The organism is Fructobacillus broussonetiae (genome assembly GCF_018437275.1).
GTDB lineage: Bacteria > Bacillota > Bacilli > Lactobacillales > Lactobacillaceae > Fructobacillus > Fructobacillus broussonetiae.
The window spans coordinates 77,538-97,573 of the sequence record NZ_JAAMFK010000004.1 but is presented as its reverse complement, the minus strand read 5'-3'; the positions used below and the strand labels follow the sequence as shown (position 1 = coordinate 97,573).

16 protein-coding genes are annotated in these 20,036 nt (G+C 48.2%); 1 reads left to right on the top strand and 15 read right to left on the bottom strand.

Annotated features, from left to right (window positions below; genetic code table 11):
* Positions 1–24: 24 nt before the first annotated feature.
* From pcrA to gnd, 14 genes are all read right to left on the bottom strand, one after another.
* Complete coding sequence (pcrA, locus tag G6R29_RS04155) at positions 25–2,277, bottom strand: DNA helicase PcrA (protein ID WP_213809098.1); 2,253 nt, start codon at positions 2,275–2,277, stop codon at positions 25–27.
* A gap of 151 nt (positions 2,278–2,428) precedes the next feature.
* Positions 2,429–3,055: a glycoside hydrolase family 73 protein gene (locus tag G6R29_RS04150; RefSeq protein ID WP_213809097.1), complete on the bottom strand. Its 627-nt coding sequence runs from the start codon at positions 3,053–3,055 to the stop codon at positions 2,429–2,431.
* A gap of 125 nt (positions 3,056–3,180) precedes the next feature.
* A complete protein-coding gene (locus tag G6R29_RS04145; protein WP_213809096.1) occupies positions 3,181–3,528 on the bottom strand; it encodes a hypothetical protein in 348 nt (115 codons plus the stop codon).
* Between the two features lie 164 nt (positions 3,529–3,692).
* Positions 3,693–3,992, bottom strand: a complete 300-nt coding sequence (locus G6R29_RS04140) for a DUF1292 domain-containing protein (protein WP_213809095.1) — start codon at positions 3,990–3,992, stop codon at positions 3,693–3,695.
* Positions 3,993–4,026: 34 nt separating this feature from the next.
* Positions 4,027–4,458, bottom strand: a complete 432-nt coding sequence (ruvX, locus tag G6R29_RS04135) for a Holliday junction resolvase RuvX (protein WP_213809094.1) — start codon at positions 4,456–4,458, stop codon at positions 4,027–4,029.
* Complete coding sequence (locus G6R29_RS04130) at positions 4,458–4,709, bottom strand: IreB family regulatory phosphoprotein (RefSeq protein WP_213809093.1); 252 nt, start codon at positions 4,707–4,709, stop codon at positions 4,458–4,460. Before G6R29_RS04130 ends, ruvX begins: the two co-directional genes overlap by 1 nt.
* A 163-nt stretch (positions 4,710–4,872) precedes the next feature.
* On the bottom strand, positions 4,873–7,554 hold the full coding sequence (alaS, locus tag G6R29_RS04125; RefSeq protein WP_213809092.1) for an alanine--tRNA ligase: 2,682 nt from the start codon (positions 7,552–7,554) through the stop codon (positions 4,873–4,875).
* A gap of 315 nt (positions 7,555–7,869) precedes the next feature.
* A complete protein-coding gene (locus G6R29_RS04120) occupies positions 7,870–9,213 on the bottom strand; it encodes an aspartate aminotransferase family protein (RefSeq protein WP_213809091.1) in 1,344 nt (447 codons plus the stop codon).
* Positions 9,214–9,243: 30 nt separating this feature from the next.
* Positions 9,244–10,680, bottom strand: a complete 1,437-nt coding sequence (locus G6R29_RS04115) for an APC family permease (protein ID WP_213809090.1) — start codon at positions 10,678–10,680, stop codon at positions 9,244–9,246.
* Between the two features lie 174 nt (positions 10,681–10,854).
* Entirely contained in the window at positions 10,855–12,288 is a 1,434-nt protein-coding gene (locus G6R29_RS04110) for an APC family permease (RefSeq protein ID WP_213809089.1), read from the bottom strand.
* A gap of 200 nt (positions 12,289–12,488) precedes the next feature.
* Positions 12,489–14,126: an APC family permease gene (locus G6R29_RS04105; protein ID WP_213809088.1), complete on the bottom strand. Its 1,638-nt coding sequence runs from the start codon at positions 14,124–14,126 to the stop codon at positions 12,489–12,491.
* Between the two features lie 132 nt (positions 14,127–14,258).
* Positions 14,259–15,638, bottom strand: a complete 1,380-nt coding sequence (locus tag G6R29_RS04100) for a gluconate:H+ symporter (RefSeq protein WP_213809087.1) — start codon at positions 15,636–15,638, stop codon at positions 14,259–14,261.
* A gap of 37 nt (positions 15,639–15,675) precedes the next feature.
* Positions 15,676–17,229 carry a gluconokinase gene (gene gntK / locus G6R29_RS04095; RefSeq protein WP_213809086.1) on the bottom strand — a complete coding sequence of 518 codons (1,554 nt, stop codon included), beginning with the start codon at positions 17,227–17,229 and terminating at the stop codon, positions 15,676–15,678.
* Positions 17,230–17,352: 123 nt separating this feature from the next.
* Positions 17,353–18,264 (bottom strand): phosphogluconate dehydrogenase (NAD(+)-dependent, decarboxylating), encoded by a 912-nt coding sequence (gene gnd / locus G6R29_RS04090; RefSeq protein WP_213809085.1) that lies wholly within the window; start codon positions 18,262–18,264, stop codon positions 17,353–17,355.
* A 133-nt stretch (positions 18,265–18,397) separates the two neighbouring features.
* On the opposite strand from gnd, the gene G6R29_RS04085 reads away from it, so the two are divergent.
* Complete coding sequence (locus G6R29_RS04085) at positions 18,398–19,264, top strand: MurR/RpiR family transcriptional regulator (protein ID WP_213809084.1); 867 nt, start codon at positions 18,398–18,400, stop codon at positions 19,262–19,264.
* Positions 19,265–19,394: 130 nt separating this feature from the next.
* On the opposite strand, the gene udk is transcribed toward G6R29_RS04085, so the two are convergent.
* Positions 19,395–20,024 carry a uridine kinase gene (gene udk / locus G6R29_RS04080; protein ID WP_213809083.1) on the bottom strand — a complete coding sequence of 210 codons (630 nt, stop codon included), beginning with the start codon at positions 20,022–20,024 and terminating at the stop codon, positions 19,395–19,397.
* Between the last annotated feature and the right edge of the window lie 12 nt (positions 20,025–20,036).

Sequence of the window (20,036 nt, the reverse complement as noted above, 5' to 3'; positions counted from 1 at the left end):
AGTCAAACCCGAATGTGATTGTTTTTATTCCGCCTTTGTAATGGGGGCAAAGGCAGCCAAGAGTTGCTTGATGCCGTCTTCTGGGAAGGCAACCTTCAATTCTTGGTCTTCGGAAGAACCGGTCACGGAAACAACCGTTCCGACTCCCCACTTCTTGTGTTGCACCTTGTCACCAGCCTGCCAAGAAACGCCTTCGGCACCGGTCGTCTTTGCTTCGGACTTCTGAACCGCAGAGGCCTTAACCGGACGGCCGTTGTAGGTCGTTTGCGTCGCGGCCAGGAACTTTGAAGAAAGTCCTGGTTGCGTCGCTGATGAACCAGCAGGGTAAGCCTTATCAATCAAATCATCAGAGATCTCATCAATAAAGCGTGATGGTTGGTTAGCTTGCGTTTTTCCATAGAGCATACGGGAGAACGCGTTTGTCAAATACAGCTTCTGTTCGGCACGGGTGATTCCCACGTAGGCCAAACGGCGTTCTTCTTCCAACAGGTCCTCGTCTTGTGCCGAGCGTCCCAATGGGAAGAGCCCTTCTTCCAAACCAATTAAGAAAACGGTTGGGAATTCCAATCCCTTGGCGGCGTGCAGCGTCATCAAGGTCACCTGACCCGAATCCTCTTCCACGTTGTCCAGCTCGGCGACCAAGGCCGTTGAGCCAAGGAAATCCGTCAGTGGGTCAACCGCGTCTTCCGCGTCTGGATCATATTTCGTCTCGAATTCCTTGGTAACGGAAATAAATTCCTCCAAGTTTTCGAGGCGGGACTGTGACTCGGGGTCGGACTTCGCCTGCAATTCCTTGCGGTAACCCGACTGGTCCAAAATCAAGTCCGTCAATTCGGACACGTCCAAGAACTCCGCCTGTTGCTTGAAGTTATGAATCATTTCAGCAAAGGACAAGAGCTTTGAAGCGGCTGCCGGTCGGATGTCTGGCGCCAATTCAATCTGGTCAATGGCCGCCAACATCGGCAAGCCCATCTGATCGGCAAAAGAGAACAAACGATCAACGGATGTCTGACCGATGGAACGCTTTGGCGTGTTCACGATTCGTTCAAAGGCCGCGTTGTCTGCTGGGTTGGCCACCAATGACAGGTAGGCCATGATGTCCAAGATTTCCTTCCGGTCGTAGAACTTGTGTCCCCCGACAATCGTGTAGGGAATGTTTGCCTTCACCAGCGCTTCTTCCATCGCACGTGACTGCGCGTTCGTTCGGTACAGGATGGCAAAGTCAGAAAGAGACTTCTTTTGTTCGCGCTGTCCCTTTTGAATCTTACCAAGCACGTAGTAGGCTTCGTCTTGTGCGGACTGGGCACGGTAGTAGGTAATCTTTTCACCCTTTCCGTTATCCGTCCACAACTTCTTTGGCACGCGTTCCTGATTGTTGTTAATGACGTCGTTGGCCGCATCCAGGATATTTTGCGTTGACCGGTAGTTTTGTTCCAAGAAGACGGACTTAGCGTCTGGCCAGTCCTTTTCAAAGTTCAAAATGTTTTGCATGTTGGCCCCACGCCAACCATAAATGGACTGATCGGCATCACCAACAACGGCCAGGTTGCGTGAACCCTGGGCCAACAAGTTCACAATCTTGTACTGGGCGTCGTTCGTATCCTGGTACTCATCGACGTGCAAGTAGCGGAACTGTTCTTGGTAGCGCTGAAGCACTTCAGGCACCTTTTCAAACAGCTCAATCGTCAGCATGATCAAGTCGTCGAAGTCAACGGACTGTGCTTGACGCAAGGCCTTCTGGTAAGCCACGTACACTTCAGCCACACGCTCTTCGTAGAAGTTCCCCGCTTCTTTTTGGAACTCCTTTGGTGTGAGTAATTCGTTTTTGGCGTTTGAAATCGTTCCCAAAACGGTGCGTGGGTCGTACTGGTTCGTATCCAGGTTCAACTCGTTAATCACGCGCTTAATCAAGGTCTTCTGGGCGGAACCATCCAAGATGGTAAAGTTCTTTCCAAGACCAATCTGTTCCCCGTCACGTCGAAGAATTCGAACGGCCAAGGCGTGGAAAGTGGATACCCAGATAGAGCCGGCGATTTCAGGGTTCACCAGGTTTCCGATACGTTCGCGCATCTCGCGGGCCGCCTTGTTCGTAAAGGTAATGGCCAAAATCCGCCATGGGCGGACGTCCAAATCTTCAATCAGGTGGGCAACCCGGTGCGTCAAAACACGGGTCTTACCGGAACCAGCCCCGGCCATAATTAAAAGCGGTCCCTCAGTCGTTCGAACCGCTTCGGCCTGCTTATCATTCATCCCTTTGGTTAGTTCTTCAACAGTCATTTTGCCATCCTAAAGTCTTAATTTACTTCCTTCATTTTATCATAAAGCCGGTCTTAATTCGGCTCGAACACAGCTCAAAAAGAAGACAATTCTGAAGAAAAAATCCCAAATAAAAAAGTCTGGTGCGGACCAGACTTTTATTTAAAGATTCCTATTGTGCGATATCAAACCGGTGCAAGTTGTACTTTTCAATCACGCGAACCAACTTCGCCGCGTAATCCGGATCGGTGGCGTAACCATCCTTTACCAAGCCCTGGGCCGCTTCTTTGTAATCCTTGGCGGACAACACGTGCGCGTACTGGGTCGGGTTCCAGGCCGTTCCGTTCTTCAAGAGTTCGGCGTGGGCCTTCATCGAGGCTTGCCAGGATGAATAGGAAACAAAAGCGGCATCAACGGTCTTCCATTCGCCGTCCTCGTATTCCTTGGTGGCCATCGTCACGGACGGCTGACCAGCTCCCGCCTTCACCCCGTAAAGGTTGTGGGCGCGCTTTGCCAAGTCCGATTGGCCAAAATCGGACTCCAATGCCGCCTGGGCAAGCGAAATCGATGCAAAGACGCCGTCTTGTTGCTGCAGCTGTTGGGCGTATGGCGCCCACTTCTTCAGTTGATTAGAATGCGCATCCTCAAGCAATTGATCCTGGCGGCGTTGCAAGAAGGATGGCGTCAGCGTGGCGGCTGCCACAACGAGTGCCAAAAGGACGAACAAAACAGCAAAATAACGTCTTTTTGCCTTCTTATTTCGTGGCAGTTTGATAAACTTTCTTTTTCTTCTAGCCATGAATTCGTCCTCCTTTCGGCTAAAGTTTCTAAATTAAAGTATACCTTTTTCAACTCGACTTGAGCAAATGTGAAATCCAAAAAAGCCGTCCCGCAGAACGGAACGACCGATTAAAGACTGAGGGCTTATTTCTTGAAGTCTGCACCTTGAATATCGATGGTCTTCTTGTTGTCCTTCATTTGGAAAGCAATGCCGCGGACACCGCTTTGCTTGACCGTGTCAGAATTCTTTGGGTACAAGAGAACAACGACGTTGTCTTTGACGTAGTAGGTTCCGTTAACCTTTTGGGAAGTGTTTTCGGTGCTGTAGAGCTTAAATGTATTCCCCTTGAATTCAATCTTGTTCTTTACTTCCTTGTTGGAGTATGTACCAGTCAGCTGAGTGGCACTTTGCTTGATTTGCAAGCCAATCAACGTTCCCGCAACCGCAATCACGATGACGGCAACAACAATTCCAGCAATCCACTTATTCATTTTGACATATCTTCTAACTTAAAATCTTTAATCATGAGACGAAGCCTCCCTTTCTTCTTTAGATTAGTCTTCTTTTCACAAAAGGTCAAATAAAATGGAAGCATTCTAATATCGAATAAAAAGGCAAAGAAAAAGCACGGGCAAAGCCCGTGCTTATCATCTATTTATTCGAAGTTGGCATCATCGTCCAAGAACGTGTTCAACACTTCTTCGACCATGGCCCATTCGGCGTCGTCTTCGATTGGCATCAAGTCGCCATCCTTTGATTCGCCGTCTTCTTCAGGGTTGAAAATGTATGCTTGAACATCAACTTGTTCATCTTCTTCAACACCGTCTGGAACGAGCAAGATGTATGACTTGTCGTATTCTTCTGAGTGGAACGTGAAAAGCACTTCGTATAATGCTTCGTCTCCATTGTCGTCCACGAGTGTAATCTTATCAATTTCTGGTTGTTCTTTTGCCATCATTCTATCCTTTTTCTGGGTATTTGCTAGCGTTTTATTTGGTTAACTTCCCGTTTCGATCCAGGTAGTTTTGCAAGATGAATTCGGCTGCGATTTTATCAATCACCTTTTTCCGCTTCTTTCGTGAAACGTCGGCTTCTTCAATCAACATCCGTTCGGCTTCAACCGTTGTGAGCCGTTCATCTTGAAAATCCGTTGGTAGTCCAAACTTTTCCTCAACCATGGCCGCGTAGGCGCGAGACGCCTCAGCACGTGGCCCTTCGGTATTGTTCATGTTTTTGGGCAGACCTAATACGACAGCCTTGGCACCCTTTTCCTTGATGATTTCACCAAGACGGTCCAAGCCGAATTCTTTTTCATCTTCGTTGATGCGGATGATTTCCACACCCTGCGCCGTCCAACCCATTGGGTCAGAACAGGCAACACCAACTGTCTTTGAGCCTACGTCTAATCCGAGTATCCGCATTATTTTTTCAAATAAGCGTGTACGAGTTCCTCGATAATTTCATCACGCTCGTGACGCTTAATTAAGTTACGAGCATCGTGCAAACGAGGAATGTATGCTGGATCTCCAGACATCAGGTAGCCGACGATTTGGTTAAAGGGGTTGTAACCCTTTTCTTCCAAGGCGGCGTACACCAACACCATGGTTTCATGAATGTCTTTTGGTTCTTGGTTGCCAAAATCAAAGATGGCTGTTTCATCACTTACGCTCATCGTACACACTCCTTTCTTTATCAAATCTTAACTTTCTAGCTGGCTCTATTCTAACACGTTTTAGCATGTGAAACCGCTAATCGGGCTAAAAACTCGATTCGGTCTAGACCTAGTGCCTTAGCTTACAAAGTCAGAGGCGCACTTCCTTAGAATTACGCGTTTCTTAAACTTCTTCGATGAACTTCTTAGCAGCGACCAAAGCGTCATCAATCTTTGAGGCATCCTTACCACCGGCTTGTGCCAAGTCAGGACGTCCTCCTCCACCACCACCAACGATTGGGGCGATGTTCTTAATCAAATCACCGGCCTTCAAAGAAGCGGCGTTGGCGTCTTTATCGGCAGCGACCAAGAGGTTCACCTTTTCGCCGATGGCAGCAGCCAAGACCAAGACGTTTGAGGCACCCTTATCACGCCATGCGTCCGCCATTTGGCGAAGGGCACCCGCGTTATCAACCTTCACTTGGGCGGCAACAACCGTCAAGTTTCCAACCTTTTCAGCGTTATCCAAGAGGCTTTGTGCTTGGTATGAAGCCAATTGCGCTTGCAAGGCTTCAATCGTAGACTTAGCGTCCTTCAATTCTGATGAAAGGTCCGACACACGGTCAGAAACTGCCAAGAGGTTTGGCACCTTCAAGTTTGAAGCAATCTTTTGCAAGGTCTGTTCTTCGGCTTGGAAGTCCGTCAAGGCAGGCAATGACGTCATGGCTTCGATACGACGAATACCAGCACCAACTCCGGATTCTGAAGTGATCTTGAACAAGTTCAATTCAGCCGTGGACTTAGCGTGCGTTCCACCATCGAATTCTTGGTTGTAGTCACCGATTGAAACGATTCGAACCGTGTCACCGTACTTGTCGTCAAAGACAGCAACGGCACCAAGCTTCTTAGCATCTTCAATGGACATTTCTTCCCATGAGATTGGCAAGTTCTTTTGAATCTGCAAGTTCACTTCGTCTTGCACTTGGTTCAAGGTTGCTTGGTCAACTGGTCCTTCGTGGTTGAAGTCAAAGCGCAAGTACTCAGGTTCAACCAATGAACCGGCCTGGTGAATGTCTCCACCAATGACGTTACGCAAGGCTTGGTCAAGCAAGTGGGTCGTCGTGTGGTTCAAAGAAACCGCGTGGTGACGTTCCATGTCGACGGCAAGGTCCACCGTTTGGCCAACCTTAATGTCTTCGACAAGCTTGACCTCGTGGATGTTTTGTCCGTTTGGTCCAGCTTGAACATCTTCTACTTCGGCAACGATGTTACCTGAAGCATCCTTAACCGTTCCCCAGTCGGCAACCTGTCCACCCATTTCAGCGTAGAACGGCGTCTTATCAAAGACCAACCAAGCTGGGTTACCGGCCTTGGCTGACTCTGAATCAACCGCAACGCCTGAATCATCGTGGGCGATGATGGCTACAATCTTAGCCCCGTCAACTGAAGTTTCTGACCAACCAACGTAAGTTGAAGGAACCTTCAAATCGGTCAAAGCGGCGTTTTGAACACCCATGGCGTGTTGGTCACCACGTGCGGCACGGGCACGGTCCTTTTGTTCTTGGAGGGCTTGCTTGAAGCCGTCCATGTCAACCGTCATCCCCACTTCCTCAGCTTGTTCAGCCGTCAATTCAACTGGGAATCCGTACGTGTCAGACAACTTGAAGGCGTCTTGCCCTGAGATTTCCGTTGAGCCCTTTGCCTTGGCTTCCTTAACGAAGTCATCAAACATGGAAAGGCCGGCCTTTAACGTCTTGTTAAAGCGCTTTTCTTCGGCCGTCATGATGGATTCAATCAAGCCTTCCTTTTCCTTCAATTCTGGGTAGAAGGAATCGAGCGTACCAATCATAGCTGGCACGAGCTTAGCCAAGAAGTTTTCCTTGATGCCAAGCTTTTGACCGTGCAAGACGGCACGACGGAGCAAACGACGGATAACATATCCACGTCCTTCGTTGGATGGCTTTGCGCCGTCCGTGATGGCGAAGGCCACGGCACGGATGTGATCGGCAATTACCTTGAAGGAAACGTTGTCTTCCGTATCCTGTGTCGTGTCATAGACTTTACCATCCGTCAAAGGTTCGGTAGCACGGATGATTGGCAAGAAGAGGTCCGTATCAAAGTTCGTCCGTCCGTTTTGGAAAACGGATACCAAACGTTCGAGTCCCATCCCCGTATCAATATTTTTGTGTGGCAATTCAGGGTACTCTGAGTTATCCGTCAAACCAGGCAAGTGGTTGAACTGTGAGAAGACGATGTTCCAGATTTCGAGGTAACGTTCGTTTTCCCCTCCTGGATACATTTCAGGATCGTCTGAAGGAATGTCTTGGAAGGCTTCCCCACGGTCGTAGAAAATCTCAGAATCCGGTCCAGAAGGTCCTTCACCGATGTCCCAGAAGTTATCTTCCACTTCGTAGATGTGACCGTCAGGCAAATCTGTCTTTTCTTCCCAGATCTTGCGTGATTCTTGGTCCTTAGGATAAACCGTCACGTACAGCTTTTCCTTGTCCAAGCCATACCATTCCGGTGACGTCAACAATTCCCATGCCCATGGAATCACTTCTTCCTTGAAGTAATCACCGATTGAGAAGTTCCCCATCATTTCAAACAACGTGTGGTGACGAGCCGTCTTACCAACGTTTTCGATGTCGTTGGTACGGATGGCCTTCTGGGCGTTTGTTAAACGTGGCTTTGGTGGCACAACGGATCCATCAAAGTACTTCTTCAACGTGGCAACCCCTGAGTTGATCCAAAGAAGAGATGGATCGTTTTCAGGAATCAAAGACTTGGCTGGAACAACCAAGTGGTCCTTGCTGGCAAAGAAATCCAAGAACATTTGGCGGATTTCTGCTGATGATAATTCTTTCATCTCAAGCTCCTTTTAAAAACAAAATAAAAAGCCATCACAAAGAGCGGACGCGTGACCGTGGTACCACCGCTGTTTGTAATGACTGCTAAAGTCTTACCTCAAGCCCGTTAACGCTGGGTCGCGGTCGTCTTTCGACGACAAGTTGATTGGGAGCACAGCCAAATGATTCCTGGTCCCTCTCACCAACCGGGGCCTCTCTAGAAGAAATCAATGTGACTGCATGACCAATGAATGTCTTTATTATAGCACATCCTAAGACGCTTTCTAATAAAAAAGTCGGCCCCTTTCTACTGAAAGGAAAAGACGTCTTCAAAGTTATGACCAACCAATATGGCCAGCTGCGTCCGGCTCTTTTATCATCCCGTCTTTCTCATCAACAAAGGCCTGTAAAATAATGGCCGAGGCATGGTGCCATTCGTCGTCTGTCATGACCAACGGGGGTTGGAAACGAAGGGTGTTGCCACGCAATGAAATCATAATGGCTCCAAGTTCGTACATGCGGTACAGAATCCGGTTGGTTGCGTCCGGGTCAGGATTGCCGTTTTCATCCACGATATCGACGCCACCGTTAAATCCGTACATGCGCACAGCCCCGATGAATGAAAAGTCCTGTTGGCATCTCTTGAAGAAGGCCTCTGCCCGCTCACCCATATCCTTTGATCGCTGAACCAAGTTTTCTTCTTCAATCACATCAAGTGTTGCCAATGCAGTGGCAGCCGCTACTGGGTTGCCGGCCGTTGTGTATGCGTTTCCAGGTGACTGAAGAGCATCAATCATTTCGGCTCGACCAACCACTGCGGACAACGGAAGTCCTGAAGCCACCGATTTTCCTATGGCCATCAAATCTGGTTCGATGCCAAAATGGTCAATCGACCACATCTTGCCAGTCCGACCAAGCCCTTGGTTTACCTCATCCACCGCAAAGACAATGCCGTTTTCACGGGTGAACTGATAGACCATATCCATGTATTCCTGGGGTGGCTTTACGATACCACCATCCCCCTGAATGGGTTCAATCAAAACCATGGCTGTTTCATCGGCCGGTAAGTAAGTGTCGAATGGAAGTTTAAAGAGTTGGAACATCCGAACGGAATAGTCATGGTCGCTTTCCCCCTTATGCCGTTGAATGTGATCTGGATATGGCACCTTCACAACGCCTGGAACCATTGGCCCCATCTTCCGGGTCATGTTCAATGACACCCCAGAGACAGACATCGCACCGTATGTTGAACCATGGTAGGCTCCGGTATAGGAAACGATGTACTGGCGACCCGTGTAAGCCCGCGCAAATTTAATCATGGCATCGTTGGCATCGGAACCGGAATTCCCTAAAGCAACCTTTTTAGCAAAGTTCCCAGGCGTGATGGCGGCCAAGCGACTGTACAGCTCAGCCGTTTTAACATTGGAGAAGTAGGCCGGTGTATAAAGCAACAACTTGTCTGCTTGTTCCTTCACCGCGGACACGACTTTCGGATGGCAGTGGCCCACGTTAATGGCTGAGGCAGAGGCCAACAAATCATAGTATTCACGGCCATTTGCATCCGTTACGATCGCCCCCTTGGCTGATTCAACAACCATGTCGAAGTATGAAATCCGACCAGCTGTTGCACGGGCCTTTGACTCAACGTTTAAAATTTCTTTGTTTTGATCCGTTGCCATACCGAATCCCCCCTCTTTCATAACAATGTCCTAATTCTTCTTTTGACCCAAGCGCGAGTGCTTTTGGCCGTAGGCAAAGTAAACAATCAAACCGAGGACAAACCAACCAGCCGTGTATACTTTTGCCTGCACATCAAGTGACCAGAAGATGTAGGCTGAACCCACAAAGCCAAGCGCTGGCAAAACTGGGTAGAGTGGCATCTTGAAGGCTGCCTTTGGCAGGTCCTTTCCCTCACGTGGACGAAGGGCGTAAATCCCAACCGTTACCATCATGAAAGCAACTAGCGTTCCCGCTGAAATCAAGCCAGCTAATTCTTCGAATGAGAAAATGGATCCGATTAAGACGGCGGTCACCGTCACAATGACGAGGGCCGTATTTGGACGTCCTTGCTTGTTGACCCGGCCAACAAATGAAGGCAACATTCCATCACGCCCAAAAGCGTAGACCAGACGTGAACCAGCAAGCATCATTCCGATGATGGCCGTAAACATACCAGCCAAGGTCACAACGGAAAGCATGTTTGAAATGAATGGGTGTCCCGTGTGAAGAAGGGCCCAGGCAACAGGTGCAGCGTTACCGGCATACTTCGTGTAGTGGAACATCCCCACAAGAACAATGGAGACAGCCATAAACAAAACCGTTCCGATGACTAGGGAACCAATGATTCCACGTGGCATCGTCTTTTGTGGGTTCTTTGCTTCAGCCGCATTGGCTGCAATGGAATCAAACCCAATGTAGGCCAAGAAAATCTGTGAAGCACCGGCAGCGATTCCCTGCCAACCACCAAAGGTCGTACCGGGAATATTTGCTGGAATGAAGTGATTGTAATTGGCCGGATGAACCGCCATTGCGCCCACGACGATGAAGACCACAACCACGATCAACTTCAAGAAAACTAAAGTATTTTCAACGCGCGCCGTGTTTCTTGTTCCTCCAAAGAGCAAGCAACCAACGACGATAATGGCAGCCAAGCAAAAGAAGTCAACGACTCCCCCATTACCCGCTACGAATGAATTGGCCAATGCGTCTGGTAAACGCAAATTAAAAGTCGAAAGGAACAACTTCATGTTAGCCGACCACCCTGATGCCAAAAAAGCAACGGCAATGAAATACTCGGCTAATAGCGCCCATCCGGCAATCCAACCAAAGAGCTTACCGAAAACTACAGAAATCCAAGAGTTGGCTGAACCTGCGAAGGGCAAAACCGAAGCAAATTCGGCGTAGGCGAAAGCTGTCAATCCCGCGACAACCCCTGCCACCAAGAAGGATAAGGCAACCGCTGGTCCAGCATGGTTTGCGGCAACGATTCCAGGCAAGGTGAAGATGGCCGTTGAAACAACCACTCCCAATCCAAGGGCCAAAATATTTTTAACGCCTAATTCTTTTTTCAGGTGAGAATCCGCTTTTGCGAAATCCTCCGTCTTCGCCTTTTGAAAGGCGCGACTGTTCATAATTCTTTGAAACATATTGTTCACCAAACCTTTATTAGATGTTAATGAAAAGATTAAACGAATATTATATATAAGTAAAACAGATATTTTTAATGTAAGTATTAGTTTTTCTTATGTAACGCATAAAAAAAGGAGCAGACCGCAGTCTGCTCTCTTTTAACATACTCACCAGGGGCAAATATCTTTTTGCTATTTACGATTTGTGATTGATGAATGTTTACGACCGTAAACAAAGTAAATCCCCAACCCAAGTAGGAACCAGATCGTCGAATAAATCTGGGCTGACTTGTCCAAGGTGATGTAAATGTAGGCCGCACCCACGGCAGCAATTGCTGGCAACCATGGGTAGAGTGGCATCTGGAACCCGGCCTTTGGCAGGTCCTTTCCTTCTCGGGGACGCAGGGCGTAGATTCCGAGGGAAACAATCACGAACGCGATTAACGTTCCAGCGGAAATCAAGGAGGCCAACTGCTTGAACGAGAATAGTGAGGACAATAAGAGCCCCACAATCGTGAGTAAGACCAAGGCATTGTTTGGTTGCCCACCCTTGTTTACCTTACCGACGAACTGAGGCAAGAGGCCATCACGGCCAAAGGCGTAGAGCAAACGTGAAGAGGCCAACATCATTCCAATCAAACCGGTAAACATGCCGGCCAGCGCCACAACAGACAAGATATTGGCCACGATTGGGTGACCCGCTTGCATCAAGGCCCAGCCAGCTGGTGCAGCGTTGTTCGCGTACTTGCTGTAGTGGAACATACCAACCATCACCAAGGCAACCGTCACGAAGAGAATCGTGGCGATCAAAAGGGAACCGATAATTCCACGTGGCATCGTCTTTTCAGGGTTCTTAGCTTCGGCTGCATTGGCCGCAATGGAATCAAAACCAATGTAAGCCAAAAAGATTTGAGAAGCCCCCGCAGCGATTCCCTGCCAACCACCGAAAGTGGTACCAGGCACGTGTTTTGGGATGAACTCTGCATAGTTTTCTGGGTGGATGGCTGTTGCCCCCACCACGATGAATAGCAAGATAACGAGCACCTTCATCACAACCAAAGTGTTTTCGACCTTGGCCGTTCCGTGTGTCCCCTTGAAGAGCAAGGTCATCACAATCAAGATGGCCAAGATTGAAAGCAAATCAATGGCGCCACCCTGACTACCGAAAACGGAACCAGAAAGTGATTTTGGCAAGGCCAGTCCAAAGGCGGACAAGAAAAGCTTGAAGTTTGCTGACCATCCGGAGGCCACGAAGGCCACACAGATGAAGTATTCGGCAAGCAAAGCCCAACCCGCAATCCAGCCAAAGACTTCGCCAAACACGACGGAAGCCCATGAGTAGACAGAGCCAGCAAATGGCAAAGCGGACGCAAATTCAGCGTAGGCAAAGGCCGTCAAACCAGACACCACCGCCGCAATTAAAAACGAAATGGTCACGGCTGCTCCGGCGTGGTCCGCAGCCACGATTCCAGGTAGCGTAAAGATGGCAGTTGAAACGATGGTTCCAATACCAAGCGCCAGCATGTCTTTGACACCCAACGTCTTCTTCAAATGGCTGTCACTCTGCGCAAACGCGCTTGGATCCGCCCGGTTAAACTTGAAGGAAAAGCCCTTCTTTTCAGTCATGTTCTGCACCAATTCCTGTCTTTATAAACTGCTAAAAATTTTACCAATTTTAAAGAGCAAAGTCAATTTAGGAAACGTTCCCGGTCTAGATAGTCAGGCTCTTATTCGCCAGTCAGATTTTTCCTTGCCCAGCCTTAGAAACACTTTCAAGCAAGCAAAAAAGCCGGGCCCGGTACGGGCCCGACTTTTACATTTGAAAATTACTTTTCTGAAATAGCCTTTTCGACATCTTCGATTTCTTCTTCGTAATCGACTGTATCGTTAATCTTCTTAGCGCGCTTGAAGTACTTCGTGATCAAGTGTGATCCCTTACCCCAGGCATAGAATCCCAAGGCAACAACGGCAACCATCAAGAAGTCCAATGGGTAGTGAACCCATCCGATACCGTTAAATTCAACGGAACCAATGTATGATTCAACTGACAAAACGACCAAGTATGAAAGCAACCAGAATGAACCTTGAAGTTGCTTCTTGTGACGTTCCCACTTGAATCCTTGGCGCCATTCGTAGAAGAAGTAGAATGGCAGACCCAAGATAATAATAATGATAACTTCAATCGTCGTTGGCCACATTGCCCAGTACGTGGCAAGTGATGCCAAGACGAAGGCCAATGGTGCCACCCACTTCATGGCCTTTGAGTGGAATGGACGCGTGAATTCAGGCGCCATTTCACGAAGTGACATAACCGTCACTGGACCGGTCATGTAGGCAATCAACGTAGCCGTGGAGATAACAGCCGCCAACGTACCCCATGAGCGGAACAAGGAAACCATCAGCATGGACAAAATCGCATCCGCCAACATGGCAACACGAGGAATTCCGTACTTCTTGTTAATCTTACCCAAGAATGATGGAATGTGCTTGTCGTCGGCCATCGCAGCCAAAACACGACCAGTTGAAGCGGCGAATGAAACACCCGTTCCAAATGGTGAGATAAAGGCATCCGTATAAAGCAACACAGACAACCAGTGCAATCCAACCAAGATGGCCAAATCCGCAAATGGTGACTGGAAGTTAATACCGTGCCAACCGTACTTTGCGATTTCGCTTGGTTCAATAGCCGTGATAAACGTTGATTGAATCAAGATGTACAACAAAGCGGCAATGGTAAGTGAAATCACGATTCCACGAGAAATATCCTTCGTTGGATCCTTCACTTCAGAACCAAAGTTAATGATGGTCTGGAAGGCGTTGAAGGAGAAGATAATACCAGAAACGGTCGTGGCCGCAAAGATTGGGGCCGTTCCGTATGGCATGAACTGGCTCATGTTTGAACCGTAGTTTGATGGGTGGAATGATGCAATCGTCAACATGATGATTGTCAACAATGGCACACCCAACTTAAAGAATGAAATGAATGACGTGAACTTCGTGAGCAGTGAAACTGACCAGTAGTTCAACAAGGTAAAGATGATGATGAATAAGAAGACCACCAACAAACCTGGGGTCGTAATTGAACTTCCATCCAAGAAACTCTTTGTCCAGTTAGCCCAAGACCATGGCCAAGTAGCCATGTATTGAACAGCGGCAACAGCTTCAATCGGAATCAACGTAATCAAAGAAACCCAGTTGGCCCATGAGGCAATGAAGCCGAGCAATGAACCGTGCGTGTACTGAGCGAACTTTGACATTCCTCCAGATTGTGGGAACATCGTTCCTAATTCAACGTAGGTATAAGCGATGACACCGATAACGACGGCACCAATTATCCAAGAAATAATAGCCGCTGGACCCGCGATACGCGAAGCCTCCCAGGACCCGAACAACCAACCTGATCCAATCAATGCACCAAGGCCTAGCAGGACCAGCTGCAATAAACCAATTTTATTAGATTTCATAATAACCTTTCTTCACATTTTCAAAGTGACCATCACAATATAATCACCGATGGTCACTATTTTACCAGAGATTAACTAAAATGCAAAACATGTTACAAAAAAACCACCGAATTTTTTCGGTGGTTTCGTTTTTTAGACTAAGATCGCCGTCAAAATTAAGATGATTGCCAAACCTGTCAATGAAATAACGGTTTCCAAAACCGTCCAGATTTGGAATGTTTGCTTAACCGTCAAGTCGAAGAATTCCTTAAAGATCCAGAATCCCGCGTCGTTCACGTGAGAAGCAATCAATGAACCAGCCCCGATTGCCAAGGCAACCAAGACGAAGAGCATTTCGTTGTGTGGTGCGGCGTTCAAGATACCAGTTACCACACCAGCAGCCGTCATTCCGGCAACAGTGGCAGAACCAACTGAGACACGGAGAATTGAGGCGACCGCCCAAGCAAAGAGCACAATCATGACTGGTGACATTGAACCAGATGACTGGAACAATGAAGCAATCTTGTTTGACATTCCTGATGAAACCAAGACACCTGACAAGGCACCTCCACCACCAACAATGAGCAAGATTCCAGAAACGGCGTTCATTCCTTCGTTCAATGAAGAAGCAACCGTCTTCATGTCACGCTTTTGCATCGTTCCCATCGTAAAGATGGCCACGATCAATGAAATCGTCATGGCAATGGCTGGGTTAGCCAAGAAGTCAATGACTTGGTAAGTCACGCTTGGATGCGCTGGCTTAACTCCGCCAGTGACCACCAACTTGTAAACCGTTGCCACAATCATGAAGAGAAGTGGGAAGACAGAAGTCAAAACGGAAAGACCAAATGATGGCGTCTTATCCAAGTCGTATTCCTTCACTTCACCAACCGCTTCGATGTGTTCCTTGAATTGGAAGGCATCCGGCGCGTACTTCTGGGCCAACTTCGTAAAGATTGGACCAGCAACAACGGCCGTGATAACGGCCACGATCAAACCAAGGATCAACATCAAACCGATGTTGGCGTGCACTTCGTTTGCAACCGCCGTTGGGGCTGGTTGTGGAGGCAAGAATCCTTGTGCTGATGACAAGGCAGCCGTCATAGAAACACCCAAGTACAAGAGTGGCACACCGGCTTCAATGGCAACCGCAAAGACGATTGGAATCAAAAGCACCATTCCAACACCGAAAATCATTGAGATTCCGATGATGAATGAGGCGAGCAACACGGCCCACTGCAAGCGCTTCAAACCGAACCAAGAAATCAACGTCTTGGCGATTCGGTATGATCCACCGGCATCGGCAACCAAACGCCCGATCATTCCACCGAAGATGAAGACGGCGGCGTTTTGTCCAAGGGTCTTACCCATTCCGTTAATACCAACCGCGTTAGGGATTTGTTCTGGGTTCATACCCAAGAGCAAAGCCAATACGAAGGCAGTGATAATTAATGATACAAACGTGTTCAACTTGAATTTGGTGATCAAAACCAGCAAAAGCAAGATGGACAACGCTAACATGATAAATTCCATAGTATTTGTCCCGGGGCTTTTGGCCCCTTTCTCCTATTTACTTGTTATCGGAAGGCTTTACGTGCTTCCGTTGGAAAGCGGCGATGTTGTCGTACTCCGTTTGAAGCTGACGTGACAAGCGGATGAAGATTGGTGCGAGTTCACGGTAAGCTTCAAAGTTTTTCGGATCTGGTTGGTAAGTGTTGGACTTACCGATGTACTTTGAAATTTCGTACAAGTCATCGATTTGGCCAAGCGCCTTTTGGGCAACCACAACGGCCGCCAAGGCACCTGATTCAAAGGCTTGCGGAACCGTCACTGGTTGTTCGAAAATGTCCGCAAACATTTGACGCCAGAGTGGTGAACGGGCAAAACCACCCGTTGCTTGGATGGACTTCAATGAGCCAACCACTTCTTCCAAGGCCAATGAGACCATGTAGACGTTAAAGGTAATTCCTTCCAAGACGGCACGGAGCAAGTTTGCTCGCGTGTGTCCGTGATTCAAACCGAAGAATGAACCACGCGCGTTGGCGTCCCAGATTGGTGCACGTTCTCCACCGAGGTATGGGTGGAAGAGCAAACCGTCTGAACCAGCAGGAATCTTTGAAGCAATTTCAGTCATCAAATCGTAAGGGTCTTGACCGAGCAAAGCGGCCGTGGACTTCTCGGCATCAAACAAGTTGTCCTTTGCCCAACGGAAGACATCCCCACCGTTGTTAACCGGTCCACCGACAACCCAGTGGTCCTTATCCAAGGCGTACGTGAAGGTACGACCCTTTGGATCGATGACCGGCTTGTCCGAAACAACACGGATGGCACCTGACGTACCGATCGTGATGGCCGCAACACCAGGTTGAACGGCGTCGACACCAAGGTTTGACAAAGGTCCGTCACCGGCACCGTAAACAAACGGTGTGTCTTCAGGCAATCCCAAAACAGCTGCCAATTCCTTGTTCATGTTGGTTTCGTATTCGTAAGGTGAAACCGTTTCAGGCAACTGTTCCTTCTTCACACCAGTGACTTCCAAGGCTTGCTTGTCCCAGTCGAGTTCAAAGATGTTAAACATTCCAGTACCCGAAGCAATGGAAATGTCCATCTTGTTTGAACCAAAGAGGCGGTGGAACAAGTATTCCTTGATACCCAAGTAGTGGGCAGCCTTTTCAAAGATTTCTGGCTTATCGTTCTTCAACCAGAGCATCTTTGACAAAGGTGCCATTGGGTGAATTGGCGTACCGGTCTTTTGATAGATTTCCATCCCCTGACCAGAAGCCTTCAATTCTTCCGTGTAGTTCACGGCACGGGTGTCGGCCCAAGTGATCACTCGGGTCAATGGTTGCCAGTCCTTGTCAAAGGCAATAAGTGAGTGCATGGCAGATGAGAAGGAAACGGCCTTAATGGTGTTTCCCTTTGACAATTCTGCTTTGCGGACCACAGCGCCCAAGGCGTTGGTGAAGGCAACAAAAATTTCATCCAAATCTTCTTCAGCCATATCGGTTGTTTCGCGGTAAAGCGGATAACCGTAGTTGGCTTGAGCAACAACTTGGTTTTGGTCGTCAAACAAGACGGCCTTGGTCGACGTGGTACCCAGGTCGATTCCAATCATGTAATCCATGTCATTTCTCCATTTCTAGCAAAGTTGCATGGCGCATTTCAGCGATTTTTAAATGTTAACGCTTACGTATCCTAGCAAATAAAAAGCTCCCTAGCGCGGGAGCTTTTATATGGACGAGAAGTCTTACTTCTTAGCTGAGTCCATTGCGTGTCCACCGAAGCCGTTACGCAAAGCTGAAACAACCTTTCCAGTGAACGTGTCTTCTTGCAATGAACGGTAACGCATAGCAAGTGACAAGTAGATAACTGGTGCTGGAACTTCCAAGTCAAGTGATTCTTCAACCGTCCACTTACCTTCACCAGATGAGTGCATGCGGCCAGAGATTGCTGACAACTTAGGGTCCTTAGCAAATTGTTCTTCGATCAATTCCATCAACCATGAACGAACAACTGAACCGTTGTTCCACAACTTAGCAACTGCTTCGTAGTCGTAGTCGAATTGTGAAGCTTCCAATACTTCGAAACCTTCGGCGATGGCTTGCATCATACCGTATTCGATTCCGTTGTGGACCATCTTCAAGTAGTGACCTGAACCAAGGCGACCAGTGTACAAGTAACCGTCCTTTTGGGCGATTGATTCGAACAATGGTTCCAACGTCTTCCATGCTTCGGCGTTGTCTCCACCGATCATGAAGTTTCCACCGTTACGTGCACCTGACATTCCACCAGACGTACCAGCATCGAACAAGTTGATACCAGCGGCAGTCGTGCGCTTGTTTTGTTCAAGGTTGTCCTTGTAGTTTGAGTTTCCACCATCGATGATGATGTCGCCCTTGTCCATCTTTTCGATCAACGTGTCGATCGTTGAGTTCGTTGGCTTACCTGCAGGAACCATAACCCAAGCAACCTTAGGTGATGGCAACTTTGCAAGCATGTCATCCAACGTGTTAACACCTTCAACCTTGTCTGAGTAAGCATCTGCTTCTGCAACAAAGTCCTTGTTCAAGTCAAATGCAACAACTTCGTGGCCGTTGTCGACAGCGTTCTTAACCAAGTTAAGACCCATCTTTCCAAGACCAATCATGGCAAACTTCATGTTCATTACCTCTTTTTAAATATAATCTTTATACTACGCTTACTATTATATGAAAATCATTTACATAATACAAGACGAAAATTGAAAATAAGTTTCATGTCGGGTAAACTTATCTTATTAAGAGGACGTGTTTATGAAAGAAAGTCAGGCCCGGGCCATCCTTGCTCAACTGAGCCAAGGCCCAAACAACTACAATCAAACCGAAAGCAAGCTTGTTTCATACATTAAAGAAGATTTGGATCAAGCAGCTTCCGACACCATTCAATCGATGGCCGAAAAGACAAAGGTCTCAACGGCTTCCATCTCCCGCTTCGTTAAGAAGATTGGTTTTTCATCCTACCGTGACTTCTCTATGGCCCTTGCTTCCTACAAGCAAAAGGAAGCCCCGCTGGACTTGTTCGGTGAAATATCTGATGACGATAACACCAAGGCGATTGCAAAAAAGGTATTCTCCGGTGCTCAAAACGCCTTGATGATGACCTCGGACGCCCTTCCTTCCGAAAGCTTGGACAAGGCTTTGAACTGGATTGTCTCAGCTAAGCGCGTTGGTTTCTTTGGTATCGGTGGTTCTTCCATCGTTGCCTTCAACGCCTACCACAAGTTCCTGCGTACCCCAATCGATGTCATCTCCCACCCGGACTACGACATCCAGTTGATGCAGGCCGTTAAGTTAACACCACAGGATTTGGCCGTTGTCATCTCCCACTCCGGTCGAAACGACGACACCTTGTTCTTGGCGCAGAAGTTAAAGGAACACCAAGTGCCCTTCATCGCCATCACTTCCTTTGCGGATTCTCCTTTGGCCAAAATGGCAGACATCGTCTTGCTCTCACTAGCCGAAGAAGTGAACTACCGTTCCGAATCCATGTCATCGCTGATCGCCCAACTGACCATCGTGGATACGCTCTTCACCTTAGCCGGTTCCAAGTTGCCAAAGGCCACACAGGCCGTGGTCGACACGATGCGTGACGTGATTGAAGGAACGCGGCGAGACAGATAAGGTCCAATCTTCAATCAAGAAAAACATTTTCAGTTCAAATGAAAAGACCCGGTGTGATCCGGGTCTTTTTTGGTTCGGAATGGACTTTTTCAAGAATAAAAAAAGACTCGCTTGCGCGGGTCTTTTTGAATTAATCTTCTTTTTTCACCATGGCAATGGCCTGGTTCATCAACATGTCGATGGCCACGAAGTTTCCACCACCTTCTGGCACGATGATGTCAGCATAGCGCTTCGTTGGCTCAACGAACTGGTTGTGCATGGGCTTAACCGTTGACGTGTACTGTTCGATCACGCCTTCCACCGTACGGCCACGTTCGTGCGTGTCTCGTTGGAGACGGCGGATGAAGCGGATATCATCATCGGTATCAACGTAGACCTTCAAATCCATGAGGTCACGGACACGGGCATCATTGAACAACAAAACACCGTCGACGATGACGACGTCACCTGGTTCGACGTGGGTGGTTTCAGAAGAACGCGTGTGTTCCGCGTAATCATAAACCGGCGTATCAACGGCTTCGTAGTTAATCAACTTCTTCAAGTCTTCCACGAAACGGTCGGTTTCAATGGAATCGGGATGATCGTAGTTCGTCTTCATCCGTTCTTCCATCGGCTTGTCGGACTGATCCTTATAGTAGACATCCTGCTGGAGCAAGATGGGATGATTATCCGACAAACGCGTAATCAAGGCCTTCGATACGGTTGTTTTACCCGAACCAGACCCACCGGTAATTCCAATCAGAAACGGTTTCTTTGCCAAAATAGCCTCCAC

Excerpts from the sequence above, each read along its gene's own strand:
- alaS (WP_213809092.1), bottom strand. The coding sequence starts at position 7,554 with ATGAAAGAATTATCATCAGCAGAAATCCGCCAAATGTTCTTGGATTTC.
- G6R29_RS04100 (WP_213809087.1), bottom strand. The coding sequence starts at position 15,638 with ATGGAATTTATCATGTTAGCGTTGTCCATCTTGCTTTTGCTGGTTTTG.
- gntK (WP_213809086.1), bottom strand. The coding sequence starts at position 17,229 with ATGGATTACATGATTGGAATCGACCTGGGTACCACGTCGACCAAGGCC.
- G6R29_RS04110 (WP_213809089.1), bottom strand. The coding sequence starts at position 12,288 with ATGACTGAAAAGAAGGGCTTTTCCTTCAAGTTTAACCGGGCGGATCCA.
- G6R29_RS04140 (WP_213809095.1), bottom strand. The coding sequence starts at position 3,992 with ATGGCAAAAGAACAACCAGAAATTGATAAGATTACACTCGTGGACGAC.
- gnd (WP_213809085.1), bottom strand. The coding sequence starts at position 18,264 with ATGAAGTTTGCCATGATTGGTCTTGGAAAGATGGGTCTTAACTTGGTT.
- G6R29_RS04085 (WP_213809084.1), top strand. The coding sequence starts at position 18,398 with ATGAAAGAAAGTCAGGCCCGGGCCATCCTTGCTCAACTGAGCCAAGGC.
- G6R29_RS04115 (WP_213809090.1), bottom strand. The coding sequence starts at position 10,680 with ATGTTTCAAAGAATTATGAACAGTCGCGCCTTTCAAAAGGCGAAGACG.
- G6R29_RS04130 (WP_213809093.1), bottom strand. The coding sequence starts at position 4,709 with ATGAGCGTAAGTGATGAAACAGCCATCTTTGATTTTGGCAACCAAGAA.
- ruvX (WP_213809094.1), bottom strand. The coding sequence starts at position 4,458 with ATGCGGATACTCGGATTAGACGTAGGCTCAAAGACAGTTGGTGTTGCC.
- G6R29_RS04105 (WP_213809088.1), bottom strand. The coding sequence starts at position 14,126 with ATGAAATCTAATAAAATTGGTTTATTGCAGCTGGTCCTGCTAGGCCTT.
- G6R29_RS04120 (WP_213809091.1), bottom strand. The coding sequence starts at position 9,213 with ATGGCAACGGATCAAAACAAAGAAATTTTAAACGTTGAGTCAAAGGCC.
- G6R29_RS04145 (WP_213809096.1), bottom strand. The coding sequence starts at position 3,528 with ATGAATAAGTGGATTGCTGGAATTGTTGTTGCCGTCATCGTGATTGCG.
- pcrA (WP_213809098.1), bottom strand. The coding sequence starts at position 2,277 with ATGACTGTTGAAGAACTAACCAAAGGGATGAATGATAAGCAGGCCGAA.
- G6R29_RS04150 (WP_213809097.1), bottom strand. The coding sequence starts at position 3,055 with ATGGCTAGAAGAAAAAGAAAGTTTATCAAACTGCCACGAAATAAGAAG.